General features: G+C 29.0%; 17 protein-coding genes. 4 read left to right on the top strand and 13 right to left on the bottom strand.

From position 1 onward, the window contains the following. The first annotated feature begins 32 nt into the window (after nucleotides 1-32). Entirely contained in the window at nucleotides 33-5,570 is a 5,538-nt protein-coding gene (locus Q0V08_RS01475; RefSeq protein ID WP_297431470.1) for a hypothetical protein, read from the top strand. Nucleotides 5,571-5,633: 63 nt separating this feature from the next. Here the strand turns inward: Q0V08_RS01475 and Q0V08_RS01470 are convergent, their stop codons facing one another. Further along, nucleotides 5,634-5,879, bottom strand: a complete 246-nt coding sequence (locus tag Q0V08_RS01470; protein ID WP_023052050.1) for a GlsB/YeaQ/YmgE family stress response membrane protein — start codon at nucleotides 5,877-5,879, stop codon at nucleotides 5,634-5,636. A 497-nt stretch (nucleotides 5,880-6,376) separates the two neighbouring features. On the opposite strand from Q0V08_RS01470, the gene Q0V08_RS01465 reads away from it, so the two are divergent. Next, nucleotides 6,377-7,216, top strand: coding sequence for a hypothetical protein (locus tag Q0V08_RS01465; RefSeq protein ID WP_297431467.1), 840 nt, complete (start codon nucleotides 6,377-6,379; stop codon nucleotides 7,214-7,216). A 56-nt stretch (nucleotides 7,217-7,272) separates the two neighbouring features. Next, nucleotides 7,273-8,088 carry a hypothetical protein gene (locus Q0V08_RS01460; RefSeq protein ID WP_297431465.1) on the top strand — a complete coding sequence of 272 codons (816 nt, stop codon included), beginning with the start codon at nucleotides 7,273-7,275 and terminating at the stop codon, nucleotides 8,086-8,088. A 140-nt stretch (nucleotides 8,089-8,228) separates the two neighbouring features. Here the strand turns inward: Q0V08_RS01460 and fdhF are convergent, their stop codons facing one another. Together fdhF and Q0V08_RS01450 are read right to left on the bottom strand one after the other, a co-directional pair. Further along, nucleotides 8,229-10,889 carry a formate dehydrogenase subunit alpha gene (gene fdhF / locus Q0V08_RS01455; protein WP_297431463.1) on the bottom strand — a complete coding sequence of 887 codons (2,661 nt, stop codon included), beginning with the start codon at nucleotides 10,887-10,889 and terminating at the stop codon, nucleotides 8,229-8,231. Between the two features lie 16 nt (nucleotides 10,890-10,905). After that, a complete protein-coding gene (locus Q0V08_RS01450) occupies nucleotides 10,906-11,157 on the bottom strand; it encodes a GlsB/YeaQ/YmgE family stress response membrane protein (protein WP_297431461.1) in 252 nt (83 codons plus the stop codon). 149 nt (nucleotides 11,158-11,306) lie between these two features. Between Q0V08_RS01450 and Q0V08_RS01445 the strand changes: the two genes are divergently transcribed. Further along, the gene (locus tag Q0V08_RS01445; protein ID WP_297431459.1) at nucleotides 11,307-12,074 is read left to right on the top strand and encodes an autotransporter domain-containing protein; all 768 of its coding nucleotides are present in this window, start codon (nucleotides 11,307-11,309) and stop codon (nucleotides 12,072-12,074) included. 22 nt (nucleotides 12,075-12,096) lie between these two features. Here Q0V08_RS01445 and Q0V08_RS01440 read toward each other — a convergent pair whose 3' ends face one another. From Q0V08_RS01440 to Q0V08_RS01395, 10 genes are all read right to left on the bottom strand, one after another. Continuing rightward, on the bottom strand, nucleotides 12,097-13,515 hold the full coding sequence (locus Q0V08_RS01440; RefSeq protein WP_297431456.1) for a GGDEF domain-containing protein: 1,419 nt from the start codon (nucleotides 13,513-13,515) through the stop codon (nucleotides 12,097-12,099). After that, nucleotides 13,512-16,286: an EAL domain-containing protein gene (locus Q0V08_RS01435; RefSeq protein ID WP_297431454.1), complete on the bottom strand. Its 2,775-nt coding sequence runs from the start codon at nucleotides 16,284-16,286 to the stop codon at nucleotides 13,512-13,514. Before Q0V08_RS01435 ends, Q0V08_RS01440 begins: the two co-directional genes overlap by 4 nt. Further along, entirely contained in the window at nucleotides 16,286-17,992 is a 1,707-nt protein-coding gene (locus Q0V08_RS01430; RefSeq protein WP_297431452.1) for a GGDEF domain-containing protein, read from the bottom strand. Before Q0V08_RS01430 ends, Q0V08_RS01435 begins: the two co-directional genes overlap by 1 nt. A 107-nt stretch (nucleotides 17,993-18,099) precedes the next feature. After that, nucleotides 18,100-18,444 carry a hypothetical protein gene (locus Q0V08_RS01425; protein WP_297431450.1) on the bottom strand — a complete coding sequence of 115 codons (345 nt, stop codon included), beginning with the start codon at nucleotides 18,442-18,444 and terminating at the stop codon, nucleotides 18,100-18,102. A 59-nt stretch (nucleotides 18,445-18,503) separates the two neighbouring features. Next, nucleotides 18,504-20,099 carry a HAMP domain-containing sensor histidine kinase gene (locus tag Q0V08_RS01420; RefSeq protein ID WP_297431448.1) on the bottom strand — a complete coding sequence of 532 codons (1,596 nt, stop codon included), beginning with the start codon at nucleotides 20,097-20,099 and terminating at the stop codon, nucleotides 18,504-18,506. A gap of 1 nt (nucleotide 20,100) precedes the next feature. After that, on the bottom strand, nucleotides 20,101-20,748 hold the full coding sequence (locus Q0V08_RS01415; RefSeq protein WP_297431446.1) for a response regulator transcription factor: 648 nt from the start codon (nucleotides 20,746-20,748) through the stop codon (nucleotides 20,101-20,103). Nucleotides 20,749-20,771: 23 nt separating this feature from the next. After that, a complete protein-coding gene (locus Q0V08_RS01410; protein ID WP_297431444.1) occupies nucleotides 20,772-21,827 on the bottom strand; it encodes a Fic family protein in 1,056 nt (351 codons plus the stop codon). Between the two features lie 79 nt (nucleotides 21,828-21,906). Then, nucleotides 21,907-22,647, bottom strand: coding sequence for a glycosyltransferase family 2 protein (locus tag Q0V08_RS01405; protein ID WP_297431442.1), 741 nt, complete (start codon nucleotides 22,645-22,647; stop codon nucleotides 21,907-21,909). A gap of 28 nt (nucleotides 22,648-22,675) precedes the next feature. Next, on the bottom strand, nucleotides 22,676-23,692 hold the full coding sequence (locus tag Q0V08_RS01400) for a polysaccharide deacetylase family protein (RefSeq protein ID WP_297431440.1): 1,017 nt from the start codon (nucleotides 23,690-23,692) through the stop codon (nucleotides 22,676-22,678). A 178-nt stretch (nucleotides 23,693-23,870) separates the two neighbouring features. Then, nucleotides 23,871-24,434, bottom strand: coding sequence for a 6-carboxytetrahydropterin synthase (locus Q0V08_RS01395; protein WP_257163028.1), 564 nt, complete (start codon nucleotides 24,432-24,434; stop codon nucleotides 23,871-23,873). Nucleotides 24,435-24,487 lie beyond the last annotated feature (53 nt).

Below are 24,487 nucleotides of genomic sequence, written 5' to 3'. Positions count from 1 at the left end.
ATGAAAATAGTCCTAAAAGAGATATCCAGATAGTGAATGATTTAACAAAAATTAGAGGACAGTTAGCCAATAGTGGTGAAGGATTTTTAGATGTTGAAGGTGAGGTGTTTACCTCTTGGGAGATATATAAAAATGGTATAAAAATTAGTACAGGAGATAGAGATATTTTAGATGACAAAATTGTGGAGTTACTTCCAGAAGAGAGTGTAAAATATGAGATTATAGCTATACCAAATCCAAAATTAATTCCTCAAGAGATAAAAAATATAGTTACAATTTATGAGGATAAACAGCTTTTAGAAAAAAGAACATATAAAGGGGAAGTTTTAGGTTCAAAACCTAGAGTAAAAAGAGAGGTAGATTTAAAAACTTACTCTCCTGGAGACTACATAAAATATAAAGTAGTAGTTGAACCTGATGGACCAGGATATTTGAATAACTTCAAGTTAGATGAGAGTATAGATAAAATTTTAGTGCCTACTTTAAATGGAAAAAAAGAGCTACTACTTTCAAATATAGAGGTTAAAAGTAATAGAGAAAATGTTCAAAATGAGATGGATATCCCTTTTGGAGAGAGCTTAATCTACGAGATTAAAGGTAAAATAAATGAGAATATTTTAGGTGATATTGAATATAAAGGTTTAGTTACTAAAAGTGAGCCATATAAACTAGATGTAAAGTTTTTAAATAGTGAAAAATACTCTCCTGGAAAAGAGTATATATATGAGATAGAGATAAAAAATAGTGGAAAAGGAAATGGTAGTAATATTCCTTTAGAGTTTTTAGTTGATAAAAGTGAAGCAGTAAACTGGAAGGGAGAAGTTATTAAAGCTTTTCCTAAAAATGAGACTAGTTTAAAAGAGGTAGTAGCTTTAGGAAAGGGCAAAAAAATTATAAAAAAATATGGTGTGTATGTAGATGATTTTAGTGTTAGTGATATAGAATCAAAAATATTGATTGATAGTCATACGGTCAATAATAAAATTTCATCACATAGTTCAGAGTCTAAGATAACCTACCAAGTAGAGAGCTATTTGGATAAAAGTGGTAATAAAAAACTAAAGGGATATACATCAGAAGGTTATATAGAATATCTATTTAAAGTTGAAAATATAGGTCTTGGAATTTTAAATAACTATAGATTTAATAGTAATATAGATTATTTAAAAACAAAATCTATAAATGGAAAAGAGATTTTAGCTTTTTCATCTAGTGATAAAAAAATATCTCGAGAAAAGGGTTTAATAGTGGATGAAACTTCAGAAGGAGAGGATGTTTTAAATATCTTACCAGGAGGTTTTATAGAGTACAAAGTAAGAGGAAAAATATCTAAAGAAGCAGTGGGAAATATTATTAAGCATAGTACTATTGCAAAGATGGAAAAAAGTGATGTAGTTCATAGTTTAAAAGTTTCAAAAGAGAGTTATAAAGCTGGTGAAGAGATTAGTTATACTATCACATTGAAAAATAAAGGTTATGGAACTGCATATGAACAAAAATACAGATTAAATGTAGATGAAGCATTAGTTTCAGCTTCTGGAGTTGAAAATAAAAAAGTAAATGCCTTTAAGAATGACTCACCAATTGAGAAGACTCCAGTTATATATCCAGGGCAGGAGATAAAATATAGTTTTAAAGGAATCACTAAAAATAGTATTTTTGATAGTATACATATGAAGTCTATTTATGGTGAAGATATAAAAGAGAGTGAAGTTAAGTCACTGCCTGGAAAGCTAGAGTTTTCAAGTAGTTTAAAGAGTGTAAATGGAAAAATAGTAACTAGTGGAGTGAAATATAAACCAGGTGATATGGTAACTTATGAGGCTACTTTAAAAAACATAGGAGAGGGATTTTTAGATAATCTAAGTGTTGAAAGTAATCTTGATGAGATAAAAGCTTTAGTAGCTGGATCAGATGTTAAAGAGAAAGTTTTAGAGGGAATAAATATAAGTGTAAAAAGTAGTGATCCAAGAACAGTAATAACATCTAAGATGGGAGATACAGGAAGTTACATAAAAAAGAATGTAGATTTTGCTCCTAAAAGTAGTATAACTTTTGAGATAACAGGGATAGTTTCAGACAAAGCTATTGGAACCTTAAGTGGGATGAGTTTTGTTGTCAATGGAATGGGTAAAACTACCGATGAACTAGGGAGTGTTGGAGGTTCTATAAGTGGAGAAAAGACTCTTTTAGAACCTGAAAATGGTATATATAAACCAGGAGATAAACTTAAATACATGCTTACTATCAAAAATAAAGGTGATGGATATGGTCGTTCTATTCCTATAGAGGACATACTTTCTGAAGTTACAACTGAGAAAGAGGGGAAGCGTTATGGAAGAGCTTTCTCCAATTGGAAGGTAACGTATTTAGGGGCTAAAGATGAATCGAGTAGATTTAAAAAGCATACATATTTAAAAAATGAGATATCAGGAAGAGAGGATTTAAATACAAAGGTTGATATAGGGCCTGGAGTAACTATAGAGTTTTTAGTTGAAGCTGATATAGATAGTAGTGCTATTGGAGTTATTGAAAGTAAAGCTAAAATAGCTGGTGGAACAAATGATGATCAAACAATCTATTTAAAACCACTATCTGAGTATTCAGAAGATGAGAAGGTTGAGCAGGGAGTTAGAGTTCGTTTAAGTTCTACAAAGAGTGAGATAAAGCTTGGAGAGGTTGTAGGATTTACTGTTAATGTGGAAAATTTAGATAAAGAGAGTTACGAAAATCTAAGTTTAAAAAATACCACTCCAAAAGGTTTTAGATATTTAGATGAGGAGTTTCAAAAATTTAGTTTAAAACCAGGGGAAAAATATAGTAAAACTTTCTATATGAAAGCAACTGTTGGAGCTAATATGGGAAAAAATATTTTCCAAAGTTATGTAGCCAATAGAAATAGTAAGATATCAAATATAGGTGAAACAAGTGTTGATGTAAAGGGAGATTCTCTTTTAAATACAGCTACTATAATAGGTAAAGTAATAGATGAGGCAACAGATAAGGGAATACCTTATGCAGTTGTTTATACTCCAAGTGGAGTTGTGGTTCAAGCTGACGAGTTTGGTAGATTCCATCTTCCAGATCAGTGGGTAGATAAAGCTTTTGGTGAAAATTTTACAGTAAAACTTGATGAAAGTAGTTTGCCCAAGGGAAGTGTAATTAAAAGTGAAAACCCTCTTGTAAAAAGAATAACTCCATACTCTTTAACAAAATTTAACTTTATAGTTCAAAAAGGTATAGAGGAAGAGGAGAAGACAGAGGAAAAAGAATCTGAGAAAAAATATACATATATGGGAACAGGATTAGTGGATGCATATATAGGAAAAGATAGCGATAAACCGAGGGCTACATATTTTGGTAAGGGTAGCTATGGAGACTATAAGTTAACACTACATTTTGATACTAAGGATAAAAAAAATCAGACACTTTTAGAAAGAGTTACAGATGATGATTATGTTTATTATCCAACGTATGGAGATGACTCTAAAATTAGAAAAGAGGTAAATACTAATGGAAAACTTTACCTAAAGTTAGAGCATAAAAAGTCATACCTAATGTGGGGTAACTATGAAACTGGTTTTGTGGGAACAAAGTTTATGGACTATAATAAAGAGTTGTATGGATTTAAAAGTGAGTATAAAGAGGATGATATAAATGTAAAAGTCTTTATGAGTACTCCAAACACTATGTATGGTCATGATGAGTTTTTAGGAACTGGTGGAAGTTTATATTTTCTAAAAAATGGCGAAGTGTTAAAAGGTAGCCAAAAAGTTTGGATAAAAATTGTTGATGCAGATACCTATGTTGTGGAAAAAGTAATCTACTTACAAGAGGGAAGAGACTATGAGATTGACCCTTTTATAGGAAGAGTTATACTCACAACACCTTTAAGTGGTGGAAGCTCTACAGACTACTATGCATATTTAGTAGTTGATTATAGTTATCTTCCTAAAGAGGGAGAGGTTGTAGATTCATCTAATTATGGTGTAAAAACTGTAAAAGATATAAATGATAATCTAAGTGTAGGGGTAACTGCTGTTCATGAAAGTCGTGGGAAAACAGACTATGATTTAAAGGGTGTAGAGGTTAAATTAAAAGATGAAAAGGGTAACTATATAAAGGGAGAGTTTAGTAGTAGTTCTGGAATCTCCAATGTAAGTAATTATCTGTCTTTTGATGGAGGATTAACTTTCCAAGAGGTAGATAGAGATGATAGTAAAATATCTGGAAATGCCTACAGAATTACAGGAGCTTTAAAACTTTTAGAAGAGGCGGAATTAAAAACCTGGTACGAAAGAAAAGAGCGTGGATACTCCTTTGCTTCAGATTTAGACGATAGATTTTTAGAAACTTTTGGAAGTGAATTAAAATATAGTCACTCTGAAAATTTAAAAAGCTATTTAAAATTTCAATATGTAGATCAGATGAAGTGGGGAGAGAAAAGAGAAACGGGGACAGTAACTAGTGCTAAGCTGGAGTATATTTTAAATGAAAGTACAAAACTATATAGTGAGATAAAAGCTGGGCTTAGTAATGCTCTATCTTTAGGTGCTGAAAAAAGAGTAAACGATAGATTAAAAGTTAATGGTAGAACATCTTTTGGTGATTCAGGAAACTACTTTGAGATTGGAGGAGATTACCAACTTTTTGATAACTACAATATCTATTCAGGATATAGTTCAGATGGTGAGATATCTAGAGATAGATATACTGTTGGTCAAAGAGCTAGAGTTGGAGAGAGAACAAGTATCTACCAAGAGAACCAATTTGTAAAAGAGAGAGGTAAAAACGCTACTCTTCAAGGATATGGTATAGATTACGATTTGAGAAGAGGAGTAACATTAGGTGGATCTATTCAACATGGAGAGTTAATTTTACCAAATGATGAGAGAAGCCGTAGAAGAGGAGGCTCACTATATTTAAGAGCTGAGTTAGAGAGTTTAACTTTACGAAATAGAGTTGAGTACAGAGAGGACAGAGGTTCAGAGAGTATAGAACAGTATTTAACAACTAACTCTTTTACATATAGATATAATAAAGAGTATACTTTTGCAGGAAAGATAAACTACTCATTTACAGATGATAGCTATAAAACTAGTTACTTAGAGAGCAGTATGGGGCTAGCTTATAGACCTATAGACAATGATAGATTAAATTATCTATCAAGATATACAGTGATATTAGATAGAGATAGTAAAACTAATAAGGATTTTAGTGCTCACATAGGGGAGTTTGAAACAATCTACTCCTTTACAAGATCTCTTGATATATCTATGAAAAATGGGTATAGACGTGAGAAGAATAACTATTTAAATGATCTTTATATGTTGGGATTTAAAGCTAACTACAGTGTAATGAATAGTTGGGAAGTTTTTGGACAATATCAGTGGTTGGTAGACCGTGCTAATGAGGATGTTTTAAGTGGAGCTATCTTTGGAGTTTATAAAAATATAGATAGAAACATGAAGCTAGGAGGGGGATATAACTTCTCTGGATTCAAGGACTCTTTAGGAGAACAGGACTATAAAACTTCTGGATGGTTCTTAAATATAATAGGAACTATGTAGAAAAAATTTTTAAATTAAAAAAAGAGAGATTTCGGGGAAGGGGCCGAAATCTCTCTTCTTTGTTTATCTGAATTTATTGAAAAGCCATAAAACTACAATGGCTCCAAAAGCTGCAGTAAAGATACTACCAATATTTAATCCATGAACAGAACCAATACCGATAATACTACCTAAAAATCCTCCAACGAAGGCTCCAACGATACCAAGTATCATAGTGGCAATTATACCTCCACCTTGAGCACCAGGCATGATGAACTTAGCTAAAGCACCAGCTAAAATACCAAGGATGATCCATGTTAAAATTCCCATTTTACAACCTCCTTTTAAAACAGTTCTATTTTCTAATCATTTATTCTGCGATACTTTAGGATTTCTTTTTTTATTTTAAAAAATAAAAAGGCAAGGTTTTATCCTTGCCAGAAACTAGGTGTCCAATCTAGTTTGTACAGTTTTTCTCTTTTCTAGTAGATATATTTAGAAACTAGAAAGAAAACTATAATAACAGAAATTTTTAACATTAGTAAACCTCCTTTCTACGAAAGGCTAGTTTTCCAAGAGTCAAACTGCTTTAATAGTATAACATCTAATGCAAAAAATAAAAAGAGGGCAACTGGACATGTTACTCCTCTTTTTGGTTTACTAATAATTTCTGTTAATTGAATTATACGCTTTTTCCGTACAAAAATCAAGTTATATAGGATTTCTTTTTTTATTTTAAAAAATAAAAAATAATTAAAAAATAGTAAATATGATACAATAAAAAGGATTTAAACGGGTTTTAAGGGAAAAAAATTAAGGGAGAAAGCATGAAAAGAACAACGGGATTATTATTTTTACTGCCACAACTGATTTTAGCACAGGAGTATTGGAATGGAATTCCATATCCAATGAATCGTTGGGGTGTGTCAGTTATGGGAGTAAAGCAAAGAGAAAAGGGAGATTTAAAAAGTGCTAGTGTAAATGGTATTGAAATTGGAGGAAAAATACCAAATGCCAATGTAGATTTTTTAAGTCCTCACAATATGGAAGTAGATGCAAAGGTTCAACTTGTAAAAGCGGATTACTTTATACTGCCATTTTTAAACATCTATGGAATAGCTGGTAAGTTAGAGGCAGAAGCTAAGTTTGACTTAGGGAGAGGAAATTTTAATTTTGATAGCACTGGAAATAAATTCCACGATGGAATACTAGGTGGTATAGCAGATAAAATATCTGGAACTATGCCTGAAAATCTTCATATAAAACAAAAATCAGAGGGAAAACTTTTTGGTGGAGGAGCTTTAATAGCTGGAGAGTATAAAAGAGTTTTCACTTCACTACAATATACATATACTAGAATTGAGATGGATGGAGATGTAGCAGCAAAAAGTGCAGAGGTTGCAGCAGGAAGATTGGGATACGTTGTATATAGAGATAGTGATTATTCTATAACACCATATTTAGGAGCCTCATATCAAAAAACCAATAGTGAGATATCAGGAGTTATTCCAGCTACAAATTTAAACTATAAGTTTCAAATGGACCTAGAGGAGTTAACACCAGCAGCAGGAGTTTTTACAGTTATAAAAAATAATTTTACAGTTTTATTAGAGTATTCATTTGGAGATAGAAAAACTCTAGCTCTAGATTTAGGATATAGATTCTAATAGAAAAAAGATTTAATCTGCAGCCCTAGTATAAACTACCAAAGGATGGTGGTAAAATGCTAGGGCTTGTTTGTATGTTAGATGGAAAAGGCATGAAAAAAGGTGTAAATGCACTTAAAAATTTTAACTTAGAAAAAGTAAAAGAAGCAGCACTATTTAATTTAGATTACACTTTAGAGTGTATAAAATTTTGCTTAAAAAACAACTATATCTATAGAGTTTCATCATCTGTAATTCCATATCCTGATCTTTGGGATTGGAGAGAGGATATGGATATTTTAGAAAAATTAAAGATTATAAAAGAGTATAGTTTAAAGATTAGACTAATTATACATCCAGATCAATTTGTAGTATTAAATAGTGATAGTGAAAAAGTTATTGAAAACTCTTTGAAAATTCTAAAAAATCAAGCGGATTTTGCAAAGTTAGCTGGAATAAGTGAGTTAGTTCTTCACATAGGTAAAAAGGATGGGATAGAAAAGTTTATAAAGACCTATGGAGAGTTAGATGATTACACAAAAAGTATATTGGTTTTAGAAAACTGTCACTATTATAAAGCTAGTGAAGTATTGAAGTTGTGTGAAAAAATAGATGTACCAATGGTTTTAGATGTACATCATGCAAGAGTTACAAAAGATGAGAATTATGATGTGGAAAAAATAAAAAACAGTTGGAAAAGTAGAAAACCTTTAGCTCATATATCAAGTGGAAAAGATTCAATAGATGATAAATCTCACAGTGATTACATCTTAGAGGAGGATATAAAAAAATATATTTGGCTTTTTAAAGATTTTGATGTGGAGATTGAAGCTAAGAAAAAAGAGAAAGCATTAAAAAAAGCTGCAGATATGATAAATATCTACAAAAAATAGAAAAGAGATTAAAGTCTGGTCAGAATCCCTTAATCTCTTTTCCATTTATTTAAATTTTACTTAACAGGCTATTCCAAAAATTATATCTAAAAAGTATATTCAAAAATTTTTGTAAAATTCCTCTTAAAAAAATAATTTTTTTATATTAACCTCACAGGACATATCTTATACTCAGGAGTTTTAGAGATTGGCTCTAAAAACTCACTTCCAGTAAGCTCGTTAACTAAAGCACTAGAGAAGTGGAATGGGACAAAGACAACACCATCTTTAACACCATCACGTGCTTTTATTTTTAAAGTAATCTCTCCACGACGAGACTTAATTGTAATCATATCTCCATCTTTTTTAGATATTTTTTCTAAAAGATTGGAGTTCATCTCAGCATAAGGCTCAGGACACTTTTCATTTAGCCCATCAACTCTACCACTCATAGATCTAGTATGGTATTGATAAAGTACTCTTCCAGTTGAAAGATAGTAAGGATATTCATCATTAATAACTTCAACAGAGTTAACTAACTCCACAGGAATTAGAGAAAACTTTTTCTTTAAATTTGAAAGATCTTCATATAAAAACTCAGTTCCTACTCCATTTACAACTGGCCACTGCACACCTTCATCTTCTATAAGTGAATAACTAAGACCATTGTAAAGTGGAGTAACCTCACAAAGTTCATTAAAGATAGTTTCAGGAGTTCGATTAATCTGTTTATAACCCATTCGATCCATTAACTCTAAAATTATATCTAAATCCATTTTTACCTCACCAGGAGGAGTTACAACTTGTCGAACTCTTTGAACTCTTCTGCCTGTATTGACAAAAGTTCCAACTTTTTCAGCAAAACATGTTGCTGGTAAAACAACATCAGCCATTGCTGCTGTTTCAGTTAAAAATATATCTTGAACTACAAGAAGATCAAGGTTTTTAAGAGCACTTCTAACGTGATGAAGATTAGGATCTGTCATAAGAGGATTTTCACCCATAACATATAAAAACTTCATCTCATTTTTAGATATTTTATCTATCATTTCAACAACAGTTAATCCTGCAAAAGGGGAAAGATTTTCCACATTCCAGAACTTTTCCATCTTCTCTTTAACTTTAGGATCATCAACTTTTTGGTACCCTGAGTAGATATCTGGAAATGCCCCCATATCACAGGCACCTTGGGCATTATTTTGCCCTCTTAAAGGGTTTACTCCTCCTCTTTCTTTTCCAACGTTTCCACAGATTAAAGCTAAATTCGAAAGAGCAGTGACATTGTCAGAACCATTTATATGCTGAGTATTTCCCATACCTAAATATGTTGTAGCTACATCACTAGAGTAGATTCTAGCAGCTTTAATAATATCATCTTTTAAAACTCCACAAATTTTTTCAGCATACTCAGGAGTGTAATCTTTAACACTCTCTTTAAGTGCTTCAAAACCTTCAGTGTTACTATCAATATAATCTTTGTCATAAAGACCTTCTGAAATAATAACATTAACCATAGCGTTGATTAAAGCTATATCAGTTCCAGGATTTATTTTTAAGAATACATCTGCCATTTCAGAAAGATCAATATCTCTAATATCTATAACTATAAGTTTAGCACCGTTTTGCACAGCATGTTTAACCTTAGTTCCTAAAACAGGGTGAGTTTCTCTTAAGTTTTCACCACTAATTAAAACAACTTTAGAATTAAAACCTTCATGTACACTATTAGACATAGCTCCATATCCCAAAGTTTTTCCAAGAGCAGCAGAGGATGAGCTATGGCAAAGTCTTGAGCAGTGGTCCACATTATTTGTTTTTACAACTCCTCTAAAGAACTTTTGGAAAAGATAGTTCTCCTCATTTGTACACTTACCAGAAGAAAAAGCTCCAATGGCTTCTCCACCATAAGTTTTCATAGTGTCACCTAACTTTTTAGTAATTAGAGAAAAAGCCTCATCCCAGCTAGCTTTTCTAAAAACACCATTCTCTTTAATAAGAGGATGAGTTAAACGATCAGGATGATTTACATATGAAAATCCAAATTTTCCTTTAACACAAAGTAACCCAACATTTGGCTTAACTAAAGCTGGGTGAGCTTCAACAATAGTATTATCTTTAACTTCAAAGTTAATTTGGCATCCAACTCCACAATATCCACAAGTTGTTTTTACAGTTTTAGTCTCCCAATGTCTAAACTGGTGTTTATATTTTGGAAGTAATCCAGCCGTTGGACAAAAGCTTACACAGTTTCCACATGAAACGCAGGCTGAACTATTGATATTATCAGCTTTATTAGCCCAAGTGTGAATCTTTCCATTTGTAGTTTTCAGTTTTAAAGCGTGGTTGCACTGAAGATTTCTACAAATTTGAGCACACTTTCCACACCCAATACATTTATTTGGATCTATTACAAAAAATGGATTGGAATCATCAATAGGTAATAGATCTAAACTATTAGGAATAGTTTTATCTATCCCATATTTATAGCAATACTCTTGAAGTTTACACTGACCTGATTTTTGGCAAACAAGGCAGTTAACATGATGATTGTCTATATATTTTTGAAGTAGTTTTTTTCGATTTTCAATAACTTCTGGGGCTAAGGTATCTATAACCATACCTTCAGTAGGGATAGTTTTGCAACTTTTTGTAACAGTCCCATCAATTGAAACAGCACACATTCCGCAAATACCAAGTTTTTCATCAGATCTTTCATCTCTACAAAAAGTTGGAATCTCTAATTTTAGTGATTGTAAAATATCTAAAACTGAGAGTTTCTCATTAACTGAGTAGTTTTTTCCATTAATAGTTATATTTACCATGAACCCCTCCTGAATATTATCTTCCTCTAAATTTTATAAATAGGAACAGAACAACAAAAGCACCTATTACAGATAAAAAGATACTTCCTAAGTTAAGACCAGTAACAGATCCGATTCCAAGAAGACTACCTATAAATCCACCTACTAATGCTCCGATAATTCCAAGAACTGTAGTAGCTAAAAGTCCAGCTGTATATACCTCTGGCATCATAAGTCTAGCTAATGCTCCAGATAAAAGTCCTAAAATAATCCATGAAAATAATCCCATAAATTAACCTCCCATAAATACGTTTTCGTCACTTTTATATTCGTGAAAAAGTAAAAGTTTCTTTTTAAAAAAATAAAGTAAAGAGAAAAAATCAAAAGGTAATATAAAAAAATTTAGTATAAATAAAAAAAGACTAAAGGAGGGGTTTAGTGGCGAAGTATATTTTTGTATTTTTCATTCTAATTTTTCAACTATTATGCGGGTTTGAAAAAAATGAAAATAAACTATTTATTGGAAAAAGATACCCACTAAACTTAAAACTAGATTCAGGTTGGACTATGAGTTATATAAAAATGGATAGTAATGTAAAAAGCAATTTAAAAACTCCTCAAATAAAAACCGACCCTAAAATAAATATAGCATATTTGAAATATAGTGAAGATTTAATAGGATTTAACTGTGAAAATTTAGATGATGCTTTAAATTCTAATTTGAAAAATTATTTTTTTGGAGGTATGGGAAAAGTATCTAAAAAGATAGATGTTGATTCAGTATATTTTGAACCTATGGGAAAAATACAATCTGTAGCAGTATTTCAACGAAGTATAAATGAAAACTACGGAAATTATAATGTGAGTTTAGATAATTTAAATGGAGTTTTAAATACTCTATATTTAGGTATGGGAGTTGGAAAACAATATTTTCAAGAGAGCAATATTGTAGATTTTTCTATAAGTGCAGGAGTAAAACAGGAGTTAAATAGAATAGATGAAGATGTAAAATATAAATCAAGAGTTTTAGCTCAAGAGGAGGAAAAGGGAGATTTAAAGGATAAAAATAGTTTCTCTCAAGAGGTAGGACTTAATGGAGCCATTGGAAATCCAGCTACAGGAGTATCATTTTATACAGGGTATAAATATTTCTTTTCAGAGAATGAGTCTTGGAAAGTAACAGCTGGAGTTAGTTATATATTTTAAAAGAAAAAGTAGCCTTCTAATTTTAGAAGGCTACAACTTTATCTCTACCAGTTTTCTTAGCAGTATATAGGTTTTCATCAGCTTTAGAAACAGCGCTATAAAATGTGTCTTTATCATCAATATCAGTATAGATAAGACCAAATGAAGCAGTAATTTTATGGTTATCAATAATATCTAAATTTCTAATTAACATTTGAAGAGTATTAACTTTATTTAAAAGATCAATTTTAGATATATCTTTAAAAATAATTAAAAACTCTTCACCACCCCATCTAAAAGCATCAGCATTGCCAATTGAAACTAGTTTTATAGAGTTACTAACAGCCTTAAGAACATGATCACCTTTATCATGTCCAAAACTGTCATTTATATTTTTAAAATGATCAATATCAAGTAAGACTACTCCACAATTTTTAATAGGAAAACTCATCTCCTCTTGTAAAAAATATCTGTTGTAAAGAGCTGTTAATGGTTCTCTTAAAAGCAATTCACTTTTAATCTTATTTAGCATTTTTAAAGAGTGTAACTCTTTTTTAAGTTTCTCTTTTTTATTTATATAAAAAATTAGAAAGAGAATAAAAGTTAGTAAAAAAATCTCTTTTACTTTAATAAGCTGAAATAATCCCTCTTTTTCAATTAGGATTTTGTAGTTAGTTTTTTCCAATGGAAAAGAATAAAAGTTATTAATATCTACAATACTCTTAGATTGTTGCTTATTTGTTGAATAAACAACACGATATTCTCCATCAATAATACAAGCATCTAATCCTAAAATATCTTTTAATCTATCGATATTTTTAGCAAAAAACTTAGGATCAAAATCAAAATACCAAAGAGCACGAAGTTTTTGAGCATTATTAAAATAGTCATACTCTGGAAATATTATAGTAAACATCTCTTTTTTATGAGCTTTATCAGTATAGAGATTATAAAGAGCAAATTCAGTATTGTTTCTAGAGATACTTCTTCTATTTTGAAAAACATCAAAACTCAAAGATCCTTTTTGTAAAACTTTAACCCAAGTTTGACTAAAATCATCAGTGTAAATAACCTTTCTATCATTTTTTAAAGAACGTATATTGTTATAAACAATGAAGAGAAGAGAGTTGTTAAACTTAGAGTTCAAATTCTCTTTAGCTTCTTTTAAATTATAAAAATAAAATTGATTAGGGTATGAAGTTATATTTTTAAAATAAACTCCACCTCCATCTATATCAAAATATGTTATATTTTCATCAACTGTATAATTTATAAATGGTAAACTTTTTTTAGTAGCATCTAAAAAGTCGATCTCTTTTCTTAATGTTTGTATATCCTTATTAAATCGAATATTAAAATTATCAACAGATGAATTTATATCATTAAAAAGACTATTTTTATTGATAAAGGCTGAGATAAAAAATAAGACAATTAATAAAGGATAAACTAATTTAAAAATCATAGGGTCTTAACCTCCACAGCAAATTCATCTTTTGAAATAGGTTTACTAAAATAATAACCTTGAGCATAATCAACTCCTAAAAATTTTAGGAGCTCTAATTGTTCTTTTGTCTCAACACCTTCTGATACAATTTTAAAATTTAAATCTTTTATTAGTGACGTTAAATTTTTATATACAATTTTTCCTTTTGTTTCGTTAATATCAATAGAATCTAAAAGTGATTTATCAAATTTAACGATATCTATAGGTAAAAGAGGTAAAAGTCCAGCAGTAGAGTGTCCAGCAGTAAAGTCATCAAGGGATATTTGGATGCCTAAATTTTTAAGTGCTTTTAATTTTGTAATAAGATCCTTCATATCTAAAACAAAGATAGACTCGGTAATTTCAACTTCAATGTATTTACCTGGAACTTTAAAGTAACTAAGAAGTCCAGATATTACAGTAATTAAATCATCTCTTTTAAAAGTTTTCATAGATATATTAAATGAGATTCTAAAATTATCTAATTTTACTTCATTATTAATAAGATCTCTAATATAAATAATAGATTCTCTAGCAATTTTATAATCAACTTTATATATAAAGTTATATTTTTCAGCGATTGGAATAAATTCAAATGGACCAATTGATCCAAGTTCTAAAGATTTATATCTAGCAAGAGACTCAGCTCCAATAATTTTATTTGTTTTTATGCAGTATTTGGGCTGCAGTACAGCGTAAATACCACTGATGTCCTCTTTTAATAATGAAAGGATGCAAGACTCTCTATCCATTTTTTCAATAAATTTTTCATCTGCAATTTTATAAAAACTACTTTTCTCCTTTTTAGTTTCAAGCATTGCTAAATCAGAATATCTAAAACTAGTAGCAAGAGAGATAGATGATATTTTATGACTTACTCCTAAATTAAAAGTAATATTATTTTTATAAAGTGTAGGACAAAAATCTCTATATTTTTTTAATTTTTCAATAATTTCCTCCTGGCTTTCAAAAGAGAATCCATAGAACTCATCACCAGAGATTCTAAAAATATAAGAATCAATAAAACTATTTTTCAAAAAATTAGCAAACTCTTTTAAAATAACATCTCCAAATTCATGTCCTAAAGAGTCATTAATATTTTTAAAATTATTTAAATCAATAACAAAAGTAGAGCCAGTAAGTGAGTTTTGTTCACTACAAAATTTATCAAAAATAAATCTATTAGGAAGACCAGTTAAAGAGTCTTTAAGTAGATTTTTTTTATTTAAACGCTCTTTATATAAATAAGTTGAGATAGCTAAAATTATAAAAGCAAAAAATATAGAGAAAATAATAAGAAGATTTTGAATATTTTTATCTTTTATATAGATTATTTTATTTTCAGTTTCTCGTTCTAGCTGAGAAAGCTCAGCAAATGCTTTTAAATCGATAGAGTATATAAAAGATTTATTTATAATATCTCTTAAAACTGTATTTTCTTTATTAAACATAAAGTTAACAGGGATGGTTTCAAATGGAATGATATTATATTTATTAGAATCAAAATCCTCTTTATTAGTTACAAGAAGATTTCCAACACTGCCGTTGTTTAAAGCTATTACCATAGAGTTAAAATCATCAAAAACAATAATATTTTTATCAACATCATATCTTTGAGCAATATGTTCCTCTACATTATCCTTTAAAACACCAATAGTTCTATTAGAAGTTGGACCACTTTCTAAACTAATAATATAAGTTCCAATTTCGTATATTTTTTTAGAAAATATAAACTCCTCATTACGTTTTTGTGTCTTAGAAAGAACAGTAACATCAAACTCTCCATTTTTAAGATTTTCAATGATTTTATTTCCACTATCTGTTATATCTATAAAGTTGATTCCTAAAATATTTTTTAAAGCTTTTAAAATATTAGGAGCAATCCCTTTATACTTACTATCAATTTTAGATTTATAAGAAACAAGGGAGTCTGAATCCTTTTCATAAGCTATTTTGATATGCTTTTTATTATTTAAATACTCTTTCTCTTTAGGAGTTAAGGATGTATAAAAATTATTATAAGATATAGAGCTATTTAAATTGTTTAAATCTTTTAAAAAGATAGATCTATACTTTATTTTTAAAGCATTATTAATAAAAGGAAGAAAATTTTTAAATTCATGATTTAAGGCTATAGTAATTCCAGATGAGTGACCTATTTTAACACCATATTTTGGTTTGTATAAAACAGGATTAGTTGTAAGAATAAGTTTATCATCAAAATTTTTTAAGTTACTTACTGGAATAGGATAAGCAAATAAATCATTATTATCTAAAATAGCTTTAAGGATATTGATATATGATGCCATATAAGGTGTATATATAATCTTATTATTTAGATCATTTAGTGAATATATTGGCTCAGATTTTGAAACAACGTAAAGTTCTTCTGAAAAGATGCTATCACTAAAATCAAGAATTTTATCAAAAACTTGATTTTTAGGAATTAAAGCTACTCCATCAACAGTATTAGATTCAATCTCTTTTTGTAAATCTTTAAATGAAACTTTTTTAAAAGTTACATTTAACTGCATATAATCTTTTAAAAATTCCTCCACAGTAGAATTCATAGAGCGGGTATCAGGATATTTTAAATTATAAAAAGGTTCATCTATTAAGGCTAGAGTTATTTGTTTTTTTTGTAATTGGCTAAACTCCTCGCTCTCTTTAGGTGTATTTGGTATATAAACTTCACTAAAAGCAAAGTTGAAAAATACAAAAAAAACAAGGGCAAATAATCGATAAATCATTAAACATCTCCTTCATTTATATCTTGATATATAATCATATTTTTTCCAGAGCCTTTAGCTTTATAAAGTCTTTTATCACATTCAGCATATATATTTTCCATAGACTTGGCAAAGCCACCACTTATTGTAACAGTAATTGGGTATTTCCAATGGATATTCTCCACACTTTTTCTAATATATTCACAACTTTCCATAGCAAAACTTTCATTAAAATGAGTAAAAATAATGGCAAACTCTTCACCACCAATACGATAGATAGAAATCTCTTTATTTTCAATAGTTTTAAGAATTTTTCCTATAGTAGATAATACTTCATCACCAAACTCATGACCATAAGTATCATTAATTTTTTTAAAATTATCAATATCAAAAAGTAACATACAATAGTTATTACCTTTTAAAAAGTTGAAATCCTCTTTAAAAGCCAGTCTATTTCCAATAGTTGTTAAAGCATCAACTTTAGACTTTTTATCAAGATATAACATACGTTTATATGATACCCCTAGAATTAAAACCATAAGAAGAATAAGTAAGAAAATATTTCTGTAAAGTTTTTCATTTTCTTTACTAAAATATTCATTTTCTAGATTTTCAATAAGATACATAGTAAAAACTTTATTATTAGCTAGATTTACCTCAGCTAGATAGCTATCATAAGATTTTGCAAGTTTAGTATATTCCTCAAAATCTTTAGTTTCATAGTAGTACTGAAAAAGTAGATTAAAAGCTATTTTTAAAAATGTAATATCTCCATGATAGTTAGTATTTTTAATAAAATTTTTTATACTATTTGGAGAAAACTTTAGAGAGTTATATTTTAAATAATAACTCTCTAAAGTTAATAAACGCAAAGTTTTAAGATCAGTAAAAAAGGCTTTTTCTAAGTTAGCTAATAGTTGATTAGCAGTATTTAAGCACTTTAGAGCAGCCTCTTGATCATCTAATATTATATAAAGTCTAGCTTCAAGTAGATTTTTTAAAATTAAAATATTTTTTTTATATTCGCCGCACTCGTCAGTTATTAAAGGTGTAATTTTATTTAGATATTTAAATCCCTCAGTGGTATTATTTAAAAAACCATAATTTTCTGCCAAATATAAGTATAAAGATATTGTAACTCTTGAAACTCCTGGGAAATTTTTATTTTCAATATCAATATCTTGAAGTATTTTTATAGAAGATTCATGTCCACCTAAACTATTAAAAATAGAACTTAAAGCAATTTTAGCTTTAACAATATCGCTTTCAGAGTTTAATTCTTCCGCTAAATTGAGAGATTCCATGGTTATTTTAATAGAGTCAACAATATTTCCAGAGGAAGCATCTAAAACTCTAAGTTTATTCAAAATAAAAAGTTTAGCTTTTGGAGAGAGCTCTCCACTATTTAAAACTATTTTCAGAATATAAGCTCCAATATTATTTTCTTTAGAGGATATATTTAAAAGAACTCTATTATTTTCAGCAATCTCTTCATATTTGGTATTATATTCACTTTTAGGTATTTCTTGAAATTTATCCCAAATATCTTTTTCCAAAGGAGAGAGTTTCTCAAAATCAATATTATTGTTGCTTGGTGTTATTTTTTTAAAAAAAGATGATTCTTTCTTTTGTAGATTATTCTCTTTAATAACCAAAAATGAGATAAAAGATATTATTATTAAAATAATAGAAAAAGCTGCAAAAATATTATGAGGCTTTCTTTTCATATATAGCTTAAAACTCCTTTAAAATTAGATAGTAGATTAGATTAGTATAACATATTAGATGCAAATAGAAAACCCTCTAAATTAGTTTAGAGGGTTAATAAAAGCTATTATTTTTTAAAGTATTGTGAGTAAAGAATTTTGTCCTCTCCAACTGCACTATCATGTTTTATAACAATGTATATGTCATCAACAGAGCTATCTGTTCCTAGATTTTTTAAGATATCTTGAGCAACTTTATCGAAGTTTAGTTTAGGAACTGTAAGTCCTTCAAGTTCAACCTCTACATTCATATTGTTATTAACAATTGTAACATCATAGTCAGCTTTTTTTAAGATAGATTCCATTCTAACTTTTAGATGATCCTCGATACGATCCTCTAAAATATCAGTTGGGGAATCTTTTGCAAAAGACAGTGCTGAAACTAAAGTCATTAAAAATAGTAATTTTTTCATAGTTGTTCTCCTTTAATACGTGTTATTTTATAACCTATATTAACCTGAGAATATCTCTTTTATATCCCCTTTTTTAAAACTATAAAAAATTTCGCACCGAGCTCACTATTTTGAGCGCCATAATTAAATCCATGAGCATCTAAAATCTCTGAAGATATATAAAGTCCAAGGCCTCTATCACCACTATTGGATGAAAAGAATTTATTCCAAACTTTATCTAAATTTTCATTTAGAATATGAGGTCCATCATTTTCTAAAAATAGAGTTATCTCATTATTTTTTTCTTCAGTATAAATCTTTATCTCTTTTTTAGCATACTCTAAACCATTTTTTAAAATATTTAGTATAACTTGTTCTAACTTCTCTCTATCACCATAGATTGAGGTATTTTTTAAATGAGAGATATCAATATCTATATTTTTGTTTTCTCCTTCTAAAATCTTTAAAGAAAGTTCAATTAAAGAGATTAAACTAAAGGTTTTTTTATTTAAAATCATCTCATTTTGAGAGTAACGATTCTCCTCTAAAAGAGTGTTAGCCATTTTTAAAATTCTCTTACTTTCAGTATTTATAATTTTAATCTCCTCATTAGCTTCATCCTCTAAAAGAAGGTCACTAAATCCTATAATAGCTGAAAGGGGAGTTTTAACTTCATGCATAAAAAGCTTGATACTCTCCTCTAACTTTATTTGAGCTTCCTTATTTCGAGAGACTTTTCCTCTATAAAGTTCAATTATGTTTTCAAGTTTTTCACTCATTTTAAATATATCCTTATAAAGAGTTCCAATCTCGTCTTTACTTTTATAATCAATCTCTTTTATAAAATTAAGATTAGCTATTTTCTCACTTATTTTTGAAAGATTAACAATTGGATTAATCATAATTTTTTCTAAAATCACTCCAATAAGAATAGTTAAAAGAATAATTAAAATAGCTTTCATATAAAAATATAACTTTAAAGAGGGAAATATATCTTTAATATTTTCAAAAGAGTAAAAGATAACAACTTTGTATCCATCACGATTTAAAGTAATAAGTTGAAACTCGTCATCTCCATCCACATCTTTATATCTCCCTTTTTGTGGTTTTAAAACATCAATAGTTAAAAGAGATTCTAAAAAATCATCTCCTAAACTAGATTGAGTATAAGGGGTATTAACCTGTTCTACTCTACCTTTAATATCAAAGATATCCTTAGAACGATAACTAAATTTATAGTCTTTAAAAATATCATTATTTTTTATTAAAGTTGTTGGAAGATAATAGTCATTTAAAACTTTAATAGCTGTTATCTCAACTAAATCTCTATTCTCAATTTTTAAAGGAGTATTTGAGTAAAGGTTATCTAAAAAGGCATCAAGTAGCACAAAAGCCTCTCCATCTTGAGTTTTGACCTTTATATAATAAAAATTTTCAAGATTTATAATTTTATTATCCTTATAAATCATAACTAAAGCATTTTGATTTTTTTCATAGGCTTTAAGTTTATCATAATCAATTTTACCACTGTTTATAAAATCAATCTTTTCAAGTTGTAAAACTTTTGTATATCTAAAATATTTTTCAAAATAGATATTTCCTAAAACTCCCTCTAAAAAGAGCGATACTAAAAGAACTAAAGATAGAATTAAAATTAGTTTATTTCTCAACTTCATATTAAACCTCAAACTTGTAGCCAAGAGCTTTAACAGTTTTAATAAATCTGTTAGATTCTCCAAGTCTATCACGAAGTTTAGCTATATGTTTATCAACAACTCTATCATTTCCATAGAAATCGTAACCCCAAATGGCATCTAGAATCTGCTCTCTAGTTTTAATAGTTCCTTTATTTTCCTCTAAATAAAATAGAAGTTCACGCTCTTTAGTTGGAAGATGTATCTCTTCATCATTTATAAAAACACCTCTGCTAGATTTTGAAAGAGTTAGCTCATCATAATGCACAGGCTTTGATGATTTTTGTTCAAATCTTTTAACCATAGAAAGAAGTAATGCTTTGGAAAAAGGTTTAGTAAGATATCCATCGGCTCCATTTTCATAAGCCAGAACTTGACTACGCTCATCTGAAAGAGCTGTTATAAAAACAACAGGGATCTCAGAGAAAGTTCTTAAGTTTTTAATAAACTCCATTCCATCCATTTTAGGCATCATTATATCTAAAAGAATAAGTGAATATTTTGTTTCTCCACTTATTTTTTCAAAAGCAATCTCTCCATTTTCAGCTTCATCTACAGAGAATCCCTCTTTTTCTAAAATTTTTCTAGAAAGTTTTCGCAAACTCTCAGTATCCTCAACAATTAGTATCATTTTTTTCTTCATCTCCCTAAGTTTTAGATATTTTTTCGAACATAACTTGTATTTCTTCCACTTCCAATTTTTTCAATATACTCCTCTTCTAAAAGAGTTTTTAAAGTTCTTTCAATAGTGGTTATACTTATATCTGGAAAAGTTATTGATATATTCTTTTTATTAATTTTACTAAGTCTGTTATCAAAGAGATTTTTGATTCTTTGATATTTTGAAATATTTGAATTAGACAAAAGCTCCACTCTTTCAGAAAATTCTCTATAAGCTTTTAAAATGATTTGTAAAGAATATTTAACAAAAGAACTATAGCTATTTAAATTATCATTCCATTGAAAAGAACTTTCTTTTAAGGAATCATAATAATGGGATTTTGTTTTTTCAATAAGCATTTCAAGACTAATATATTTTCCAACAATATAGTTATTTTGATATAACAGCAAAAGTGTTAAAAGACGACTCATTCTCCCGTTTCCATCATTAAAAGGATGAATTGACAAGAAATCTAGTATAAATACAGGAATTAAAAAAAGTCTAAGATAAGGTGTTTTTTCTTTCAAAATTCTATTGTATTCATTACATAAGTTTTCCATAGCTAAAGGAGTTTCTAGGGCAGAGAGAGGTTTAAATCTAATTGATTTATTTCCAAAAGAATCAATTTCAGTTATTTCGTTGTCTTGATTTTTCCAAGTTCCACCAGTATTTAAACTAAAAGAGTATAAATCTCTATGAAGTTGTAAGAGTACTGAGGGCTTAATAGTTATGTAGTCATAGTTTTCATGAATAGTAGTTAATACATCTCGATAACCAGATATTTCTTCTTCAGAACGATTTTTAGGCTCTGATTTTTGGACAATAATCTCTTCTAATCTTTTTTCAGAGGTATAAATTCCCTCGATTCTATTAGATGCCCCTGTACTTTGAATTATAGCAACCTCTAACATTTTTTCTAAAATATCAGATTTAGCCTCAATAAATAGCTCTTGTTTTCCTTTATATTCTTGAATAGCCATAGCTATTTCTACAATATCAGGATTACTTAATAAACTTTCTAAAACTTTATTATAATTAAAAAATTTCATTTATCTACCTCATTTTATATTTATCTACCTCATTTTACTATTAAATGATGCAGAAAGCAATGAAATGAGGTAGATATCTCTACTTTTTCTTCATCTCCCTAAGTTTTAGATATTTTACACTTGTATAAAGAGCGCTAAAAGTTGAAAGAGCAAGTCCTTCAATACCATCTAAAAATCCAAATCTAAATATATACATTCTAAGGAATTTAAATATAGGATTTAAAACTATATTAAAAAGTCCAGCACTTTTATTTTTATTAAAAGCTACAAGAGCTCCTTCACTAGTGTATCTATTAAATTTATGTAGATAATCATAGTAATCCTCATATGTATAATGGTCTATTCTGTGGTGAAGTTTACCAATATCATCACCAGTTAAAAACTGTTCATGTACAGCATCTAAAGAGTAGTGACCACTAGTTTTCTTAAATAATCTAACTCTAGAGCTTCCACTCCATCCACCAAAACGTATACGTTTTCCAAAACATACAGAGTTAAATGGAATCTCATAGACATAATAGTCACCATGCTCCATAACCTCTTTAATCTCTTTTGCTAACTCAGGTGTAATAACCTCATCAGCATCTATAAGTAGTATCCAATCTTTAGTACATCTTTCAATAACATTGTTCTTTTGCATTCCATATCCAGGCCAAGATATCTGCTCAACCTTAGCTCCAAAAGACTTTGCTATTTCAACAGTATTATCTGTACTAAAACTATCAATAACAACAATTTCATCTGCCAACCCTTGAACTGCTTTTAAAGTTCTTCCTAATCTTAATTCCTCATTAAACGTTATTAGCCCCACTGACAACATCTAAAAATCCCTCCTGTTTCCCTTGTACCTATGAAAGCACTTGATAAATTTTCCCTAATAAGTAGTTTCTACAAATTAGTAAGTTAAGTTTAAACTTTAAAGGTGAAAACACTCTAAGTTCAACTCTTCTAATATTTTCTAAATCTAGTTTTAAACCATTAGTTCCCTTACGAGTAGTAACAAATCCTGCAATTCCAGCACTTTTTAAAATGGCTATAAACTCAGGTGATTTGTGTCCCCAAGGCCAACAGAAAAACTCTGGTTTTTGCCCTGTATGTTTCTCAATAAGAGATATATTTTCATTTAGATCATTTAAAACTCTAGTTTTAGCTGTTTCTAATGTTTCAAAAATCAGATCTTTATGAAGCTCACCATTTATAAAATCCTGAATAAGCTTCTTGTTTCCTTTTTCTTCATCAGATAGATTTTCATAGAAGTTTTTGAATTTTTCAGCAGCTTCTAAAGGAACAATAACTCCTGTGCTAGAAAACTCTCCTCTTTTTCCAAAAATAGGGAACCCAATTTTAGCAGCTCCACCGTAAAGATGCTGAATATCTCTATCTAGTAGATCATCACTAGTTACAACTCTATCAAAAGATGTATTTACAAAAATAGGCATATGCTTATGAGAGTGTAACTGAATATCAAAAACTCCAGAACTACTCATCTCTTCAATCTCTTTCCAACTAAGATATGTAAAAGCTCTATTTTCATCATTTTCCACATAGGCAGTATTAAGATAAAGTGTAGCTTTCATCTTATACTTTTTTAAAAGTGGAAAAGCATTTTTATAGTTATCATAGTAACCATCATCAAAAGTTAGAGCTAAACTATTTTTAGGTAACTTTCCATGCTTATCTAGAGATTCTAACATCTCTTTATTTGTTAGAGTTTTCATATTTAAAAACCATATATTTTTAAGATGTTCCTCAAACCAATCTGTGGGAACTCCACCTTCTCCAATGTGATGATATAAAAACCAGGGGTTTCCTTTTTTGTTGTAGTATACACAAGCTATTAAAAAAACATACATAAAAAATGACATATAACCCTCCTAAAACAATAGAATTTCATTAATATTACATTAAAAAAGTATATCATATTTTTTAGAATTCTGCATCTTTTTAGAAGTAAATATAATAGAAAAAGAGCTAGATAACGGGGGAGGTTATCTAGCTCAAAACATAAAATGAGATCAATTTGGAATTTGATTTAGTTAGTTTTTATTTTTTGTATCCACACTTAGGACAAGAGTGGTTTTCATCTAAAGATATCCCGCATAAAGGACAACGCTCGATGTTATTTTTTGTATTGTATTCTGCAGATGCAGCATTAACACCACTAGTGAAAGTGATTTTAGCAATATTTAATTTATCTTTTAATAGTTCGTAAACTATTTTAATCATTCCTTCAACTGTTAAAGTTTCTTTAGTAACAACTAAACGAGAATCAGGGTATGCAGTTGCAAGCTCATTTTTAAAAGCTATACCTTTCATTGTATTTTGAGGTGTACCATCTTTAATACCTGTTTCTTCATAAACTTTAAGAATAGCAGGAAGAAGTGGATCATCTTCTCTTAAAATAAGTGCGTGGTCAAAGTTCTTTAAAACGTCCCAAGCTGTCTTTTGAATCTCGTTACATGGGTAAACCATATTAACTCCCTCGTTGATAGAGTCCTCAACTTCAATAGTTAAAAGCCCTGTGTGTCCGTGCAGATACTGTGCCTCTCCCTTAAATTGATAGAATCTGTGTGCATATTGTAAATCAAATGTAGTAATACTTCTCATAGTAATACCTCCCTTTTAAATTTCATAAACTAATAATAGTAATCATTACTATT

Source organism: uncultured Cetobacterium sp. (assembly GCF_947038635.1).
Classification (GTDB): domain Bacteria; phylum Fusobacteriota; class Fusobacteriia; order Fusobacteriales; family Fusobacteriaceae; genus Cetobacterium_A.
This window is presented reverse-complemented; position numbering and strand designations above follow the sequence as displayed.